The 17038-nt window shown below is 36.1% G+C and carries 15 protein-coding genes; 4 read left to right on the top strand and 11 right to left on the bottom strand.

Going from position 1 to position 17038, the window contains the following annotated elements:
- Positions 1–1213: 1213 nt before the first annotated feature.
- The 10 genes from L2735_RS16650 to L2735_RS16605 all read right to left on the bottom strand — a co-directional run bounded on the left by L2735_RS16650 (position 1214) and on the right by L2735_RS16605 (position 12683).
- Positions 1214–2500, bottom strand: a complete 1287-nt coding sequence (locus tag L2735_RS16650) for a tyrosine-type recombinase/integrase (RefSeq protein WP_248985772.1) — start codon at positions 2498–2500, stop codon at positions 1214–1216.
- 87 nt (positions 2501–2587) lie between these two features.
- Positions 2588–3667: a response regulator gene (locus L2735_RS16645; RefSeq protein WP_248985771.1), complete on the bottom strand. Its 1080-nt coding sequence runs from the start codon at positions 3665–3667 to the stop codon at positions 2588–2590.
- A gap of 27 nt (positions 3668–3694) precedes the next feature.
- A complete protein-coding gene (locus tag L2735_RS16640) occupies positions 3695–8467 on the bottom strand; it encodes a PAS domain-containing hybrid sensor histidine kinase/response regulator (RefSeq protein ID WP_248985770.1) in 4773 nt (1590 codons plus the stop codon).
- Complete coding sequence (locus tag L2735_RS16635; RefSeq protein WP_248985769.1) at positions 8460–9680, bottom strand: EAL domain-containing response regulator; 1221 nt, start codon at positions 9678–9680, stop codon at positions 8460–8462. Before L2735_RS16635 ends, L2735_RS16640 begins: the two co-directional genes overlap by 8 nt.
- A 98-nt stretch (positions 9681–9778) precedes the next feature.
- Positions 9779–10159: a SpoIIAA family protein gene (locus L2735_RS16630; protein ID WP_248985768.1), complete on the bottom strand. Its 381-nt coding sequence runs from the start codon at positions 10157–10159 to the stop codon at positions 9779–9781.
- Between the two features lie 50 nt (positions 10160–10209).
- Positions 10210–10677: a GNAT family N-acetyltransferase gene (locus tag L2735_RS16625; RefSeq protein ID WP_248985767.1), complete on the bottom strand. Its 468-nt coding sequence runs from the start codon at positions 10675–10677 to the stop codon at positions 10210–10212.
- 8 nt (positions 10678–10685) lie between these two features.
- Positions 10686–11225 carry a hypothetical protein gene (locus tag L2735_RS16620; RefSeq protein ID WP_248985766.1) on the bottom strand — a complete coding sequence of 180 codons (540 nt, stop codon included), beginning with the start codon at positions 11223–11225 and terminating at the stop codon, positions 10686–10688.
- 50 nt (positions 11226–11275) lie between these two features.
- Positions 11276–11584 carry a YkgJ family cysteine cluster protein gene (locus L2735_RS16615; protein ID WP_248985776.1) on the bottom strand — a complete coding sequence of 103 codons (309 nt, stop codon included), beginning with the start codon at positions 11582–11584 and terminating at the stop codon, positions 11276–11278.
- 144 nt (positions 11585–11728) lie between these two features.
- The gene (locus L2735_RS16610; RefSeq protein WP_248985765.1) at positions 11729–12445 is read right to left on the bottom strand and encodes a pseudouridine synthase; all 717 of its coding nucleotides are present in this window, start codon (positions 12443–12445) and stop codon (positions 11729–11731) included.
- Between the two features lie 19 nt (positions 12446–12464).
- Entirely contained in the window at positions 12465–12683 is a 219-nt protein-coding gene (locus L2735_RS16605; protein WP_248985764.1) for a DUF6500 family protein, read from the bottom strand.
- 432 nt (positions 12684–13115) lie between these two features.
- Between L2735_RS16605 and L2735_RS16600 the strand changes: the two genes are divergently transcribed.
- On the top strand, positions 13116–13484 hold the full coding sequence (locus L2735_RS16600) for a hypothetical protein (protein WP_248985763.1): 369 nt from the start codon (positions 13116–13118) through the stop codon (positions 13482–13484).
- A 165-nt stretch (positions 13485–13649) separates the two neighbouring features.
- Here the strand turns inward: L2735_RS16600 and L2735_RS16595 are convergent, their stop codons facing one another.
- A complete protein-coding gene (locus L2735_RS16595) occupies positions 13650–14054 on the bottom strand; it encodes a hypothetical protein (RefSeq protein WP_248985762.1) in 405 nt (134 codons plus the stop codon).
- A gap of 376 nt (positions 14055–14430) precedes the next feature.
- Between L2735_RS16595 and L2735_RS16590 the strand changes: the two genes are divergently transcribed.
- The 3 genes from L2735_RS16590 (at position 14431) to L2735_RS16580 (ending at position 16953) form a co-directional block, all read left to right on the top strand.
- Positions 14431–14838 carry a LexA family protein gene (locus tag L2735_RS16590; protein ID WP_248985761.1) on the top strand — a complete coding sequence of 136 codons (408 nt, stop codon included), beginning with the start codon at positions 14431–14433 and terminating at the stop codon, positions 14836–14838.
- Between the two features lie 3 nt (positions 14839–14841).
- Entirely contained in the window at positions 14842–16101 is a 1260-nt protein-coding gene (locus tag L2735_RS16585; RefSeq protein ID WP_248985775.1) for a Y-family DNA polymerase, read from the top strand.
- A 201-nt stretch (positions 16102–16302) separates the two neighbouring features.
- Complete coding sequence (locus L2735_RS16580; protein WP_248985760.1) at positions 16303–16953, top strand: YgjV family protein; 651 nt, start codon at positions 16303–16305, stop codon at positions 16951–16953.
- The last annotated feature ends 85 nt before the right edge of the window (positions 16954–17038 follow it).

The following is a 17038-nucleotide window of genomic DNA, read 5'->3' as shown; positions in this document are numbered from 1 at the left end:
TGTTAGACTCGCTACTTTATTCAGAGTCCTAGGGTCATCTGGTGATACAGATGGTTCACTCAAAGCGGTGAACAGCGCTTCATACGACTTCTCGTCGCACGTCCAGAAACGGGTTAGGGCAGATAACTCATTTATGTCCCAAAGTTAGTCAGCGGTAACAACGAGGGTATTTAGAACGAATCAATATAGTCTTACTTTTTGTAATTATTTTAACGACGTTACTTGCCGCTCAAAGACTGGTTATCTACAAAAGTATAACTGAATTGCTCTAAATTGAGATAATTTGGAGGTCAAAGGATGTGTAAAATGAGCTTTCTTCGCATCAATAATTTTGTAACAATCGAGAAAATGCCTATGTATCAATACACTGCAAAATATTAAAAAGTGTTTTACAGACCTCGTAAACAAAGACGCATTCTTTTTCCGGCTGTATTTTAAACATTGCCCAAGTATTTGTAAAATTATTCGATTTACAACAATGAGTTAACGATGGTATCTTTTCTAAATAAATTGAGCAGTCTGGAACGTTATCGTGCTGCTATTGAATAAGCTGTTAAGTGGCAATGAATCAAGGACCAATCATGGACGAAAATGTATCTAATAAGTCGTATTCTTACCCAGCCTTAAAGTCGGCTTGGACCTATTCAACCATCTTCTGTGTGGCAGTATATTTCGGTTGAAAGTTTGGCCTTCAGTATTTTTCATCTTAAGTCTAAATGACTTCACATTAGATAGTATCGAACAATATACAAACACTTCAAAGACTATCAACGATATACATATGAAAAATAGGATTCGAGAAAGCCAGGTAATGAACCTAGTAATAGAAAATTCCCCAAGCCTAAAGATAGTTATGTACATAGATAGGGAAATCAGTAATTAAATTATTGGTAAATGAAATTTCTCGTTTTAGACAACAGACGATATAAGGGCACGTAAAACATTTGGCAAATTCTCTAAATTCTCGCTTAGACCGGAAATCTCGATTTATAGGGATATAGCCAAAAGGTCAAAAAAAAATCGTATAAGCATACTTAGCAAAACACTCTATTTAACATAATATACATTGTGCGCAGCTTTGTTGATATATACTTAATCATTGGCTTTAATGTTAAAACACATTTATATGCATATAATTTAGACGTCTCTACGTAAAATCTGAAGCTAATACCTTTAACCTAATGCTCAGATTTCACGTACGTGCGCCTAGTATTTACGCTAAATGATCTAAAGGTTTATTCGCAGCACTTTGATGTCGCTCAGTTTGAGTTGTATGTAAATACTGAGATGTCGTATCAATACTTTCATGTCCAGCATCTGCTTGCACGTGAGATAACGGTCTTTGGTTTATATTGATGTCATGTGTTATTCCAGTATGACGAATATTATGAGCTGTTAACTTTCTCATTAATTCACTTTCTTGCACAAAGCCATCTTCTAATGCGTTATCTGCAGCAAGGTTAATGATGGTTTCGATTTCATCTCTGATTTGTCTAATGCCAAGGTTTGCATTCAATACACCAGAGTCGCGACCATGTGCTGCAGGTTTATGTCTGATAAAAATAGGATACTCTTCATTAAGGCTCGGTAACTCTGACAAACCAAGGTAACGTCGATATTTTTTTAAACCATCTAAAAGTGCTGACGATATTGCTATGCTGCGAGCTTTGCCACTTTTGGAAAACGGAACATAAAAATACCAAATACCACTATGTGGATCTTTCCTAAATTGGTTCATCATTGGTGAGTAACCAGCTCGGCCACTAATTTCTGAAATTCTTAAATAACAACTATAGAGAATATTTATAAGGAATAAACTACGTTGGTGCTTGTGTGGTTCTTTTATCGCTAAATCAGTGACGGTACTAACAACATAAGACCACTGCAATTTTGTAAATGAATGATTATTATCATCTTCATTCTTTGAATATTTACGGTTAATCGCAAACCGACTGTACTTTAACCAAAGCTGTGCTGGGTTTCTTTCAGTATATTCTTCACTGTTAAGGTAGCCATAGAATGAAGAAATTATGGCTATTTTCGTTTTTAAAGCATTTTCACTTAAGCTATATGGTATTGCTTTCCCAAGCTTTTTTTTACCTACAAACGGCCGCCAATTAGGGTTTGGAAAACGTTCTCCGCTAGGTTTATCAAGTTTAAATTGAGCGACATTAAAATAACCAACAAGCTGTTTTGGAGGGTTTTCACAGTAATTAATATACCTTGCTATATCTTTCCTGGTGACTTCTATTGGTGATAAACAAGCAACATCAAAGCACCAGTGTAAGAACGTTGTTAGTTCACTGCGGTACGCTTTATAGTTGTTTTCTGAGTGTCTTTGTTCAAATAACCAGTCAGAACTATGCTCAATAATCAAACCAGCATCGGTTACTTTTTGCATCGAAATTGAGGTGATATGCTGATTTACAATACTGTTACCAGACAAAATAAAGTCTGCAGAATCAAAGAGTGGAAAAACTGGTGGATGTTGGTAAGTCATATCATTATCTATCTGAAATTATTGATTAATGATAGCAGAATACAACAACGCCGATAACGTTATTTATCGGCATTAAAGGCTATAATTTTAGATAACAGCAAAGATTTTTTTCAGTAACGTTTCAGCATTAGTTGGTTTAACAATATAATCAATAGCGCCTATTTCTCGGCACTCTATAAAACTTTCTTTATCAGTATTGCTAGTTAGCATAATGACAGGAACATTGACCATATCGTTCATGGTCTTAATCGTTCTAAGAGTTTGAATCCCATCCATCACAGGCATATCTATATCCAGTAACACGAGTTCAGGCTGGCAATGTTTAAGTTTATTTAGAGCTTCAGCACCATTTGTTGCCACTTCAACATCAAAGCCTTTGGGTTTTAAAATAGTTGTAATGATTTTCAGCATGACATTTTGATCGTCAACAACGAGTACCAATGGCGACTTTTTCTTAAAGCTTGGCTTTGCTGCCCTTACCTTGGTACTTATATCGTTAAAATATTTTTGATTATGGGCTTTAAAATTTTCAACTTTAGGCTTGATCTTACCCATTTGGTTATTGTTAGCACCGGCCTCTACTTCCCCATTACATAATTTATCGACTTCAATTATCAATTCATTTAATAAACCATGTTGAATAGCCTTTTCGTCACTAATTGAAACGTCGACTTCATGAAGCTGTACAGACACCTGCTGCAGTTTATTTATAATGGCTTTCTTGTTCTCTTCGTATAAATGCACTTGATCTTGGCTAGTTAATAAATCGCACATCTGAGTAATGGATAACCTTATACGATTCATATCATATACAGGCCTAAATGTTTCATAGCTATAAAAACGCCCTTTTGAGCATTCAAAATAAGCTGCTTCTCTGTACTCTCGACAACAAATGAGTAAAGATAAATACTCCTCACCGAAGGCTTTTTTTTCTTTGTTTAGATTAGTAATAATGTCATTAAATTCAATCGCTTCATCTGGTTTTTCGAAAGCATAAATAAATAATATTGGTTGAGTTTTATCGTGAGTAAAAGCAATAAACTCATCTTGGTTAATATTTATATCGCAATATAAAATTCTTTGATACTTGTTCCTGATTATCTCTTCAATCACCTTCATAATTTCAATGGATTGATAGAACACGACAACATTAATCAATTTTTTCATAAAGCTACCCTATTACTTATTATCCATTTAGATGACTTGACGTAATTCTAATACTTGCTTAATTAGCAACAATTGTTGGTTAATTATTTTTACTCTGGCTTTAATGCCGTCAAAATCATTATTATTTTTCTCAATCCATTTAAATTGTTCACTCAATTCTATTGCACCACTTGAAACTGATGCGCCTTTGGCTGCATGACTTTTACTTCTAATAATTTCATGTTCTTTTTCCTTTAAAGCTACTTGAATCATTTGAAAATCTTCCTGCACACTAGCCCAAAACATGGCAAGTATTTCATCTGTTATTTCTTTGTCATCCGTTCCAATGACGGCCTTTAATTTTTCAAAATCAATTGCAGATTTAAGTTCCTCTGACTGTTGTTGGTCATTACTTAAAAGCATATCTGATGAATGAACATCATTAATTTTTATATATTTTTCAATGGTCTCTTTCAAAACATTTATTTCTATTGGCTTTGCAATATAGTCATCCATACCTGCCTCAAAGCAGTTATCTGACTCTCCCACCATCGCATTCGCAGTTACGGCTATAACAGTAGTGGCTGATAAGTTTTGATTTTTTTCAATTTCCCGAATTGTTCTGGTCAGCTCCAACCCGTCCATATTAGGCATATGCCAATCTGTTAAAACTAATCCGAATCGACCTGTCTTCCATAGTTCAAGCGCTAAAATTCCATCTTCGGCCATTTCATAGGCATAGCCTAAGCTTTCTAATTGTTTACCAAGCACTAATCGATTTGTAGGTTGGTCTTCAGCGACTAATACCAATGAATTATTTAATTCAGCTTCCTCAATAGTTTGTGGTATGACTTGGGTGTTTGGTTTTTCTGGTTGAGTAGACCAATCAATTAGTGGGCTCTCAAGGCCACATAAAACAGCAAGCCCTAAAATCAATTCAGTAGGTTTTAATGGATGTGTACCTACGACATAGGAATATGGATCTATATGCCCTTTTCTTTCTATTGGATCTGCATTAAGTAATAAGCATTTTACTAATTGATATTCATCAGAGTACTTGAACTGTTCACTATCTGTGATGATAACTGCAGGCTTTCTTGAGTCTAATATTTTCTCACTATCCGCTAAATCAATGAGACTTAACCCTTGGTGCTTAAGCTGACCAATAATAGACATGCATGTATTTGCCAAATGACTATTTGAACATGATATAAATATTTCATACTGTGAGAAATCAAAACTTTGGAACTCATTTACGTTTGAATGTGCTTCGTTTACGGGGATACTAATTTTAAAAGAGCTCCCTTGCCCTAGCTCACTTTGAATTTCAATTTTGCCTTTCATTAACTCTGTAAACGATTTTGTAATGCTAAGACCGAGTCCAGTGCCTCCAAACTTGCGCGTTGTAGATGAGTCAGCTTGGGAGAAAGGTACAAACAATTTTTGTTGTTGTTCTGCAGAAATGCCTACACCGTTATCTATAACTTCCAAAGAAATTGAGTTATTAGTATAAAGCGTTCTTACAGTGACCTTTCCTTGAACGTTTGAGCCGCCTGAAAATTTAATCGCATTACCCACAATATTTAGAAGTATTTGTCTGACTCTTACTGAATCCAGGCTTATTTCTTCCGGCATCTGTAAATCGGGTTCTATATAGAGTTCTACGTTTTTATTTGAGGCACTGATCCATAAACTATCCATGGTCTTTTCAACTAGAGACAATACATCGCACGGCGTTAAATCAATTTCAATTTGTCCCGATTCAATTTTAGAGAAATCTAAAATGTCATTAATGATGTCTAGTAAAGAAAAAGATGAGTCCCTAATGGTTGTCACCATTCTTTTTTGGTCTGAATTTAATGGTGTATTACGAAGTAAATCAATCATACCAATGACACCATTCATCGGCGTTCTGATCTCATGACTCATTGTTGCCAAAAAGCGAGATTTAGATTTACTGGCTTGTTTAGCAGCATGGGTTTCCCTTTCTAATGCCAGTTGAATTTCTTTCTCGTAAGTGAGGTCCATATTAATTCCATACATAGTGACGGGATTATTATTTTCATCCAAGGATAAATCCGCTGAGCACTGTATCCACTTTACTTTGTTATCTTTCCTATTAATGACTCTAAATTCAGTTTTTATAGAACAAATATTTTTAATCGCATCAGTGACGTCTTGCTCAGCTTTTTCTACGTCATCAGGATGTATTGAATCGCGCCAATCTTTATATGTTAATTTTTTTTCAGCTTCAATCCCGTATAACTCGCGCATTCTTGAATCCCAGTTCAATACACCTGTATCTAAATCATAAGACCAGTTGCATATACCACCTGCTTCTGACGCTAAATTAATACCACTTAATAACTTGTCCCTTTCATTTTTGGCTTCAAATAATGCTTCAGAAAATTCTTTTCTATCAGTAATATCTTCAACCACAGCAATAAAAAACTTAGGTTCTTTGGTGTCAATATCTCTTACTAACGAGACGGATAAGTTGGCCCAGAAAACCGTTCCATCTTCTCTGATATACCTTTTATCTGTGTTAAAAAATGATTTTTTATCTTCTAATAGATCATTAATATATTCAAATGATTGCGCAACATCTTCTTCATAAGTGACATCTTTGATTTTTTTAGTCAATAAGGTCTTTTCTTCGTAACCTAAAATCTCACACATTTTGGAGTTCACTTCGACAAAGTTCGAGTCAATACCAATTCTGCTAATACCGACAGCAGCCTGATTGAAAGCGGTTCGATAGATTAGCTCTTGATCGTGCAATTTTGTCATTAAGTCGAGTTCACGCTGTTTGGTTAACTCTTGAAATGAAATGTCTCTGAGTATCGCGACATACATCATTTCCGACTCCAACTTTGTTTCACCGACAGACAGTTCAACAGGTATTTGATGTCCAGCTTTGTGTAATCCATATAGTTTTTGTGGCTTACCAATATAATCTTTCAGCCAATCTTTAAAAGGAGGGTTATGTATCTGCTCAGATTGAATATATTGCAGGCTCATTACTAAGATACTGATATTTTGATCTATTAATTCTGAGCGTTTTCTGCCGAATATTAGCTCTAGAGATCGGTTTACATCTTTTATATTGCCACTTTCATCCAATACAATAGTGCCATCTAATGCAGTATCAAACACTGCCCTTAGTCGTTTTGCTGAATCTTTTGATTGTTTAGTACGCTGTTCTATAGTGGCTGACATTTCAGCCATTATTTCTTCTTCTTTTGCTTTTTCCTCTGTGATGTCGTTTTGAACACCAATAAAGTGAGTTAGCTCTCGATTTTTGTTAAATACAGGGCCAATGGATAAACTGTTAATAAAGGCTTGTCCAGATTTAGTATAATTGGTAATTACAACATCACATGATTTACCTTTATTAACTGCGTGAGACAGCTTTTTAATGAGATCCTTTTCTGTATCAGGCCCTTGCAAAAATCGACAATTCGTACCCAGAACTTCTTCAGCACTATAGCCGGTAATTTTACTAAATGCTTTGTTGATGAATATGATTGGCTGGTCAGGTAAGCGTATGTCCGTAACGATAATTCCTGTCGCTGTCGAATCAATGGCGCTGCGTTGTAAATCTAGAATTTCTTGCTGATTTATACTTTTATCTAGTAACTTTTTCCCTTCAATTAATTTGTGCTGCAGTTGCAATAAATTGTCTTTAATACCTGTACTAACGCCTAATAAATTACTGGTTATGGTTTTTTCTTGCGTTAATTCATTTATCGCCAACGCTATCTTATCACTCGGTTTAATTAAGTTATTGGCTAAATAACGCCCCATAAGAAAGAGCAATAACAGTATAAAAATTACTAATATGTATACATTGTTATTCAGCTTTAATATAAAAGAAAAAGCATCAGCTTGATCAAGTTTTACAAGTGTTGACCAACCAATATTTTGAAGCCCTTTATAACCTGAAAAATGATTATAAATAGTTATTTGGTCAATTCCTTTTCTTTCATGGAGTGACTCTTGTGTACCTGAAAAACCGGCAATAGCACGATCTACACCTGGTAACGCTTGCTTCAGCAAATTAGTCTTATTCAACATTGAAAAATCACGTTGGTAAATACTTTGCTGCTTACCTATAGGGTCGTAATCAACTAATACATAACCCTCTCGATCGATTAATAAGAGTTCAGCGTGGTGCAAATCTTTTGCCGCTAATTGTTGGTAGATTTCTTTAAATACGTCTTCAACGACAATAAAGTCGACTATGTTGACCCATATCCCAACCATCTGATTTTGCTGAGTATAAATAGGGGTTCCAAACAGCATGTCATAGCGGCCAGGATACTTATCAATAAATTGATTTTGTGGGCCATAAATAGACACCGTTTGTTTTTGACTATAATGACCGCTTCTAATTGCTTTAAACCAGTCGCTATTAGCAATTGTGATTTGGTCTAGGTTAGATGACGGCGTTATTTCTGATTTACTGTTTCGTGTTGTTTCAACTAAAACCTTTCCCTGCAAATTTAGAATCGCGATTTTTGAGTACGCATTCCTAGTTTGAATCAATGAATTCAATTGAATTTTAAATTTTTCTTTTGAAGTAATATCTTCTAGGTTTTGTTCACTTACATCACCTAAAAATAAAGGTAACAATTTTGCATCTTGCTTGTGTTCATAAAGTGTTTTTTCGATCAGTGTTGTCAGTAATTTTGATTCTCGCTCATAAAAATAAACAGTCTGTTCTTTAGATAAGTGATTAACATTTAGATAAAATACAAAAATTGCTCCAATTAAAAGGCTTACGGCAATAGTTAACAACACAAATATTTTTTTATTCAATTTGAGTTTCCTCTTGCTGATTTCCAAATTTCAGGCCTACTTCATTAATATTTTCTATCATTTCTTTTGCAGACATTGGCTTTGAAAAATAAAATCCTTGAGCTATTGAGCAGCCAAGTTTTTGAATTAAACATTTCGTTTCATAATCCTCAACCCCTTCCGCAACCGCCAGTAATTCAAGATCGTTTGCTAAAGAGATACTTCTTCTAAAAAGAGCTTGAGATTTAGTGTTACGAATGATGTCTGATACAAAACATCTATCTATTTTCAGTTCGTTAAATGGCAACATGTGCAGCTGCTCTAACGAAGCAAAACCTGTCCCAAAATCATCAATCGATAATTTAAACTTCATCATGCGTAATCTTAATAAAGCGACAATCATCACCGATGGATTTGACGGTATGGCAGTTTCAGTTAGTTCACATGTAATTGAGCTATTCGCAATTAAATGAGCCGATGCTGCAGTTTCAATCCATTGAGGCATCGATTCATCATCGAGTATTTTTCCAGATAAATTTATCGATAGATTTAGTGTCGAGTATTGTTCATTCAGCTTGGAGAAATAAAAAAAAGCATCGGTAATTACCGCTTTTGTTAGTGGTAATATTAAACGGGTATCTTCTGCAACATTGATAAATTCGGAAGGAGATATGATTTTGTCACCATCAACAATTCTTGCTAAGGCTTCAAAACCACATACTTGATTTGTGTTTAGGTTGTATTGAGGTTGGAAGAAAGCTTTTACATGACCATGTTTTATATGATGCTCTAATTGTTCATGTGACAGTTTTACAGCCGCTTTAGCTTTAGGAAAGGTACTTAACTTACTTGCCTGCTCAATAAACTCTTTCAACATGGTTGAAGTTATTGGTTTTGGCACAATTGCTAAGATATTTAGATGGTAATGGGTAGCTAACACTTTTGCAGAGTTAAGTAATGTCTCGTCTTCTCCACTGAATAGAACAATTGGGCTTGTATATTGAACTTCAATTAATCGTTGTAACAGATATAAACCATCTTTAACTGGCATGTTTAAATCACAAAATACCATGTCAAAATGGTTTTCTTTCACCAAAGTAAAAGCTTCTAAGCCATCAGAAGCTTCCGCTATCTCAAAGTTTCCGAGAAGCTGTAGGCTTTTAATGAAAATGCTTCTTATTATTTGTTGATCATCAACAATTAATACAGAATCTATTCTTTTTGTAACTCCCACTATAACTCCACTTATTCGAAATCCTTCTCCTTGAATAAGTATAGACACTATTTACAGAAAACAAGTTAAAAACAGTATGTTGCTTGATATTAAATAAACTATTCGCTCAATAACCAATTCATCGCAGCGTCTTTGTCTTCGAAATATTGAGAGTCACCATTAATGAACCATTTGGCGATTTTACCTGCAAATTTTTGCCAGCCTTTATTACCATAGATAGCAATTTTTCTAAATTCATTGCCATGTTTAAGGCCAATTTTTAAATCATCCCAAGCAGCCCTTGCCTCCCAACCATCGAGTTCTGTTCCATCTATAAAAACATTCACTTGTGGATGCTTAACCTCAGCTATTGCCGAATCAATAAGAGGGGTAATTGTCAGGTAGTCTTGGTGGGTTAAGGTGCCTTTAGCTTTTAAAGATAAGAAAATATCATTACCAATTCTTTCAATACCAACGGTAAATCCATGTGTATTACTCATTGTATTATCCTCTAATTGATTGAATTTATATAAGTATTAAAGTTATATATTTAATTATTTAAAGTCATATATAAACAATTTGGTAGTTCTATAATGTCTGGATATTCTGTCACGCTAAAGCCATAAGACTGATAAGCTTTTACAGCCTGTACATTGTCAGCCAATACGAAAAGGGATACTACATCTAGGCTTAAATCATTTTTAGCTTTTTGTATCAATTGCTTTAATAGTATTTTGGCTATGCCCTTACCGCGGTGCTCTGGAGAGATAGCTATCCTTGCTAAGTGGCATTTATTTAATCTTTGATAATATTGGCCAAAACCGACCAATTGCTCAAAGTCATCAATAAGAATATAAGATGACAATTTTTGTAAGTTTAAATCTTCTATAAATGTCTGTTCATTGAAGGGATATCTAAAATGTGGTCCCGCCCACTTTGACAAACTATCTTTATCTGCAAACCAAGTCATTAACCCTGTTAAGTGCTTTGACGTTGGGACAAGCAATTGATATTTCACTTTGTTATTCAACAAAGTCTAAGCTGGTTTAAATGATCAACCAATACAAAACATAACTCTATGTATTGAACCGCTTCTACTTTGCCAACTTCATAGCCTTTTGCATGGGCGACTTTATTTCGAAGAACACGTAATTCGCTGAATAATTTTGCTTTTTTGGTATCGATGATATGTTCAGAGACTAGTGTCTCTTCAATGTCTTTGTATCGAGTGTTTGAATCCAATATGACATTGGGTAACTTAATACGAATAAGGTTTTCAGCGGCTTTATCAACTTCACTCCATGCTTGTAAAATTGATGAATTGGGGAGGTTTTCGACAGAGGCAATGAGTACGGATTTTTTATCGATTTCAAGTTCAGGAAATGCACCCTCAGCTTTTTTGGACACCGCTTTTAATTCTTGGCCAAACTCAATTTCAAAGTCTTTAAATTTGAGCTTTTTAGCAAGCGGAATAAGCGCTGCCAATGGTTTTTGAAGTGTGACAACACTAAAAATAAAAACTAACGGCCAAGCTAGTTTATCTAATAACGCTATAAAAAATTGCATTCCATTCATTAACTGACAAATCCTTTATTCACAGTATCTAAATTAAGAGCTTACATTTGCTGCCTTTCTTCTACACACTCGTATGAACCCATTTCAAACTCACGACATACCCATGGTCGATTTTCATAAATTGTACACATTAAGGTCTCTCTATCAACTGCAATACACCATCCATCATCTAGGCGTTTCATCACTTCTCCGCCCCATTGATCTTCACCAATATACTCTTCAGGTACGCCCGTATCGGAGATTAAAATTACTTCTAATTTACAACAACATGCTTTACAACCAGTACAGGTAATATTGGGATCAATATCTGTGCTATCTATACTTAAAATTTCAGTGATTTCTATTTTCATATCAGCCGTTGATGTTGTGTTTAGCTGTATTTTAAACAAATAAGCTAAGTGTATTATCTTTGGCAAATGATACCTTAGCCCAGTGTTTATACATAACTTAAAGACCTTTTAGCGTGATATTTGCTGAATTAATTAACCAACAAATTAATAAGTCAGTGACCTAACCTCATCGATTGTTAAATACCGCCATGTTCCAGTAGGAATATCTACCGTCAAGTTACCAATATTTTCGCGGTGTAAATGTTTAACTTTATTTCCTACAGCAAAAAACATTCTCTTGACTTGATGGTAGCGCCCTTCAGAAATAGACAGTAAAACTTGAAGTTCCGCAGTTGAATCATATGCTGAATCTACTTCAATCTGCTCAAGCTTGGCGGGTAACGTTGGCTTAGATTCTCCCTGTAACAACAAGCCTTCAGAAAACCTTTTAGCTACACCTTGTAATAATGGTTTTGCTAATGTGACTCGGTATGTTTTCTCACAATGCGTTTCTGGTTTCATGATATTAAAAGACCAGCGGCCATCGTCAGTGATAAGCACTAAACCCGTCGTGTCAGCATCCAATCGCCCAGCAATATGAAGCTCATCCTTATTATCAATTTCAAGGTAATTTAAAATTGATGGGTAATCTCCATCTACATTCGAACATATTGTATCTACTGGCTTATTAAACATTAAATACCTAAAAGGCCTTGGGACTAATAGCTTACCTTGATATTCAATCAAATTATTTTCATGCACTTGATAACGTACATCTTTTATCACATCTTGATTAACTCGTACTTCACCTGATTCAATACAAGAAATGACAGATAATTTACTCAATTGTGTGCTACGTAAAACGAATTTATCTAGACGCATATGGTTTCATTATTTCCTACTATGAGTCAGCTAGAATCATTGATTTTATCTTAAAAGCCTTTTCAAAGTGATCTAACTGATGTGTTTCAATCCACCATTTTGCAACTTGCATTAATTCAACAGGATTATCATTTTTATTTGCGAAAAAAGCGTAAAAAGATAAACCGACATTATCTCCTTTTTGTTCAATTTTCTTATCGCAAATGGTCATAATACGTTGACGTAATTCTGGGCTCATAGTTATCTCTTATTGAATCTGATCCAGTTAAAACATGAATGCTTCAAACAATTTAGGCGCCGGTGAGTTTACGTGAATGTTTGTGTAATAGTAGCTGTGCTAGCTTAGTAAACATTACACTCGCGACTATGGAACTGATTAAACTCAGTAAACCGTATAGTAATATCTCAGTGATACTTCTTTCAATAACACTTCGAGCCTAATGAAATTAGCACCCAGTTTGATTATATAACGCCGCATTGTATTTTTCCCAGCAGAGCCTATTAATGCTTGTAAACAAACCGTTTATGAGTCAATCGATAAACCTATTGAAGAAGCGTTAAAAGCAGAAGCCTACTGGTTATATCAAGCCACCAGCAAAACATCTGCAATTACCCGTTTTACCTGGGCTGACGAGCAAGGCGCTCAGTTTGAAATAGATAACCAACGAAATTGGGCTGTATTTACTTTGGTGCTTCATGGTATCGTTTTTTTGGTGCTGTAGAACAGATGGCCCTAATGGCAGCCCAAGGGCAATTACAACCGACGATTATAACTTTAGTGATATTCACTGTGCTTTTCGTGTGGTCTTGTTACGCCTTATCTGCCGCTGGTCTGATCATTAAGTTGCCGCTAGTTAGATTAATACTGGTGTTAATTACCACTATTTATTTACTTCGTGGTTTAGCTGGTTTTTACTTTGTCAGCAGTCCGCTGGGGAGAACTCCAGAATTTTGGATATGGAGTTCGTTGATTTGCCTTGTCATTGGTTTATTTCATCTTGTTGGACTTATCCAGCAATGGCAACGATTGAGTCATTAATCTAAATCATCTATCAAGATAGACTGACTAAGTAGCGTGGCATTAATCAATTTATTATGACCGGCCACCGTTATATGTTCAATAATTACACATAACGATGTTAAATTCAGCAGGTATGACATTAAGCAACACATCCCAATGAAGGATGTACCGACTTAGCTAACGTTAAAGTTTGGCGTAATGAACACACTGATTTTGCATTGCTGTTTGTTTAAGTAGTTGGGTAAATTGTACTTTACCACTTGCTCTTTCATCTTTAAGTAGTTTTTCCATGTGCTGTGCTTGTGAAACCACCTGCTCCATCGCCGTTTGCCTCGCTTGATTTTCTGGTTGGCCTGTTAGCACTAATTGGTCCACAAGATTTGAATAGTTCTCGTATACCACACCTTTATAAAAATCTGCTTCAGTCGCCAATGGAGTATGAGAATAGATAATCGAACAGCTCACCGCTGTTTCAATATTTGCCCGAGACTGATCAATTTGTATCACAACCGATTGTTGAGTTGAATAACTAGCATTCGCTGCTACTGAGAAGAAAGCAAACATAGCGATCATCATTAACTTTTTCATATTGATATTCCTTTTATGCCGATTCTTTAAGTGTGTTTCTTGTTTATTGCTCAATATTACCTACTCGCATCTTCAATTAGTTACCTTAACGTGCCAAGCATTTTTAAAGATTCACTCTTTATTCTAGATGTATGTCATACAGAGTTTGATTCACTTAATTGGTAACTATTTTATCTACTCATACTAAACCTAAGCTGAACAACTGATTAACTTCTTCAATTCATGGTGATTATTTTTAACAAGCCTCAACTCAATCTTTGAATAAATAACCGACAGATTGTTCAAGTTGAATACAAATAAACGGAAATTATTGCCAATTTTACGGGGTTCACTATAATACTGTATAAACATACAGTTATTTTTATATGTGAAACTTATGAATGTTATTCCTATTTTTGCTAGCGCTGGGATCACTGGATTTGAATCCCCAGCTGCTGAATATCGACAATTACCATTAAGCTTAGATGAGCTATTAATTGAACACCCGAGCGCTACCTTTATAGGTCAAGCCAGCGGCGATTCAATGGAGAAAATAGGCATATTTGATAAAGACATTTTGATTGTGGATCGCCATGTCAGTGTTGAGAACCATGATGTGATTGTGGCTAACTATAATGGCAACTTTGTTTGCAAGCTGATTGATACTAAACGCAGGCTTTTATTATCAGCCAACGACAGCCACAATAGTGTGTTAATCCAAGAACACGATAATTTCAGTGTTGAAGGTGTGGTGATCCGCTCTATCCGCTGTCATCGTCAAAGTCCGATCCTTTCCGGTTATTAATTGATGTATGCCTTAGTTGATGCCAATTCTTTTTATTGTAGCGCCGAGCAAGTCTTTAGGCCTGAATGGCGTGGCCGCCCTATTGTCGTGTTATCCAACAACGATGGTTGTATTGTTGCCGCTAACCGCCAAGCAAAAGCGTTAGGCATAGGTAAATTTGGACCATTCTTTGAAGTAAAAGATTTATGTAATGAGCTAGGTGTGATTGCTCTGTCATCTAACTATGAATTATATGGTTCGCTTTCTAGTAATATGATGGAGATCATTGGCCGATTTGCGCCAGAACAGCACATATATTCAATTGATGAATCTTTTCTATCTTTCAAACAAAGCTACCCTGCTATACCTTGTTTATTAACCCATGCAGCTCGCATTCGCCGCGCAGTATGGAAAGAAACCCGCCTACCTGTTTGTGTCGGTATTGGTGAAACCCTCACCCTTGCTAAAGTCGCAAATCATGCGGCTAAAAAACTGAGTGGTTATAACGGTGTTTGCTATATCGACTCACTCGAGCAGCGACAGAGTATTCTAGCTAGCATGAAAGTCACCGACGTGTGGGGAATTGGTTCTCGCATTGGTAAAAAGCTACAACTCATGGGCATTAATGATGCACTTGCTCTGTCTAAATTTAAGCCTGGGCTGGCTCGCAAAAGCTTTAGTGTTGAAATAGAACGTACAGTACGTGAACTCAATGGTGAAGAGTGTAAGGGTTGGGACAGTGCTCGAGCTGATAAACAGCAAATCTTTTCGACTCGCAGTGTTGGCGAGCGCATTACTGACAAAGAAGCTTTACTGCAAGCCTTAAGTAAACACGCGGCCATTGCAGCAGCTAAAGCAAGAAAACAAGGCTCCGCCGCCAGTAGCTTACTCATTTTTGCCAAGAACTCCCCTTATGATGAACAGCCTAGTGGTTTTAAGTATCACTATCGCTGCGCTTACCCAACAAATGACAGCTGTGAGCTAATAAGTTATGCGACAAGCATAGGTAGCCAACTGTTTAACCCTAATACCCGTTATTACAAAATTGGGGTGGGCTTGGTGGACTTATCGCCAGTTCAACATTTACAAGGAGACTTGTTTACGCCAGCAAAAGATCCTGCGCTGATGCAAGTTTGCGACAGACTGAATCAACGTTATGGCACTGACTCTGTGTTTGTTGCTGCACAAGGTATTAGCGGCAAATGGCACATGCGCCGAGAATTACTTACGCCGCAATACACGACTTGTTGGCAAGATATCCCTCAAGTGAGTTGTAGCGAATAACTCAACTCAAACCTGCACTTGCAAACAACATAAAAACACCCACAACCAAACAAAGTAGCAACAAACGACATACCTTACTCAAACACTTTAGGCAGTTTTGTGGCTGAACTAAAAAGATTTTAAGAAACCTCGACGAGATCCTTGTTTCGGCGGTGAAAATATAGACAATACGCAGCTTGAAATTTTATCGGATTATTGTGCGTGCCAGAGTTTGTCTTAAATCAACTATTCTTTGTTCAACTGCTTGGATTCATCTCAATGGCCATTGGCTGGTGGGCTAACACTCAAAAGCAAGACTGCAAATTTATTCATGGCAACATGATGGCTGCAATACTGACCGCAATTCATTTAGGTTTGCTCGGCAGCTTTTTAGGTATGGCAAATCAACTGGTTAATGTCATCCGCTTTCGTTGCTGTCAAAGCCTGAATAAGCAAAACAGTAAAACACTTTCACCTATCGCAATGACCATACTATTCAGTGCAGTGGCTATAACACAAGGTTTCATGTGGGCAGAACACTGGAGTGAATGGTGCGCGGTTGCGGCTGCGGTAATAATGAGTTTTAGCTTGTTTTACTTTGCTGGAAGTCAGCTAAGACTTGCAATGGTAGTGAGTAATGCACTTAATTTAATGCTATCAATATATTTGATGTCATGGTCAGGCATAATATATCAAGTCATGACTATCATGATATTGTCCCAAGGGCTTATTCAGCATTACATACAAAGCAAGTCAGTCCATGAGGCGGCATCTGGCCACTCAATGGGAACAGCAAATGCAATTGAGACAGCCAGTGCGATGGGAATAAACAGCCCTAGTCAAATCAATATAAGCGCAGAACTTGCTAAGTAAATTAGCGCTATTTGTAAGAGTTTATGGTGAGAGTTCTTAATTAAGGTTATTGGTAATAGCCTTTATAAACAATAAAAAAGCGGCC

The sequence above is a fragment of the Shewanella olleyana genome (assembly GCF_023283825.1).
GTDB classification, from domain to species: Bacteria; Pseudomonadota; Gammaproteobacteria; order Enterobacterales; family Shewanellaceae; genus Shewanella; species Shewanella olleyana.
This window is presented reverse-complemented; position numbering and strand designations above follow the sequence as displayed.

What these genes read in the sequence shown, in the direction of transcription:
- L2735_RS16650 (WP_248985772.1), bottom strand. Translation starts at nt 2,500, where the DNA reads ATGACTTACCAACATCCACCAGTTTTTCCACTCTTTGATTCTGCAGAC.
- L2735_RS16645 (WP_248985771.1), bottom strand. Translation starts at nt 3,667, where the DNA reads ATGAAAAAATTGATTAATGTTGTCGTGTTCTATCAATCCATTGAAATT.
- L2735_RS16630 (WP_248985768.1), bottom strand. Translation starts at nt 10,159, where the DNA reads ATGAGTAATACACATGGATTTACCGTTGGTATTGAAAGAATTGGTAAT.
- L2735_RS16620 (WP_248985766.1), bottom strand. Translation starts at nt 11,225, where the DNA reads ATGCAATTTTTTATAGCGTTATTAGATAAACTAGCTTGGCCGTTAGTT.
- L2735_RS16615 (WP_248985776.1), bottom strand. Translation starts at nt 11,584, where the DNA reads ATGAAAATAGAAATCACTGAAATTTTAAGTATAGATAGCACAGATATT.
- L2735_RS16610 (WP_248985765.1), bottom strand. Translation starts at nt 12,445, where the DNA reads ATGCGTCTAGATAAATTCGTTTTACGTAGCACACAATTGAGTAAATTA.
- L2735_RS16605 (WP_248985764.1), bottom strand. Translation starts at nt 12,683, where the DNA reads ATGAGCCCAGAATTACGTCAACGTATTATGACCATTTGCGATAAGAAA.
- L2735_RS16595 (WP_248985762.1), bottom strand. Translation starts at nt 14,054, where the DNA reads ATGAAAAAGTTAATGATGATCGCTATGTTTGCTTTCTTCTCAGTAGCA.
- L2735_RS16590 (WP_248985761.1), top strand. Translation starts at nt 14,431, where the DNA reads ATGAATGTTATTCCTATTTTTGCTAGCGCTGGGATCACTGGATTTGAA.
- L2735_RS16585 (WP_248985775.1), top strand. Translation starts at nt 14,842, where the DNA reads ATGTATGCCTTAGTTGATGCCAATTCTTTTTATTGTAGCGCCGAGCAA.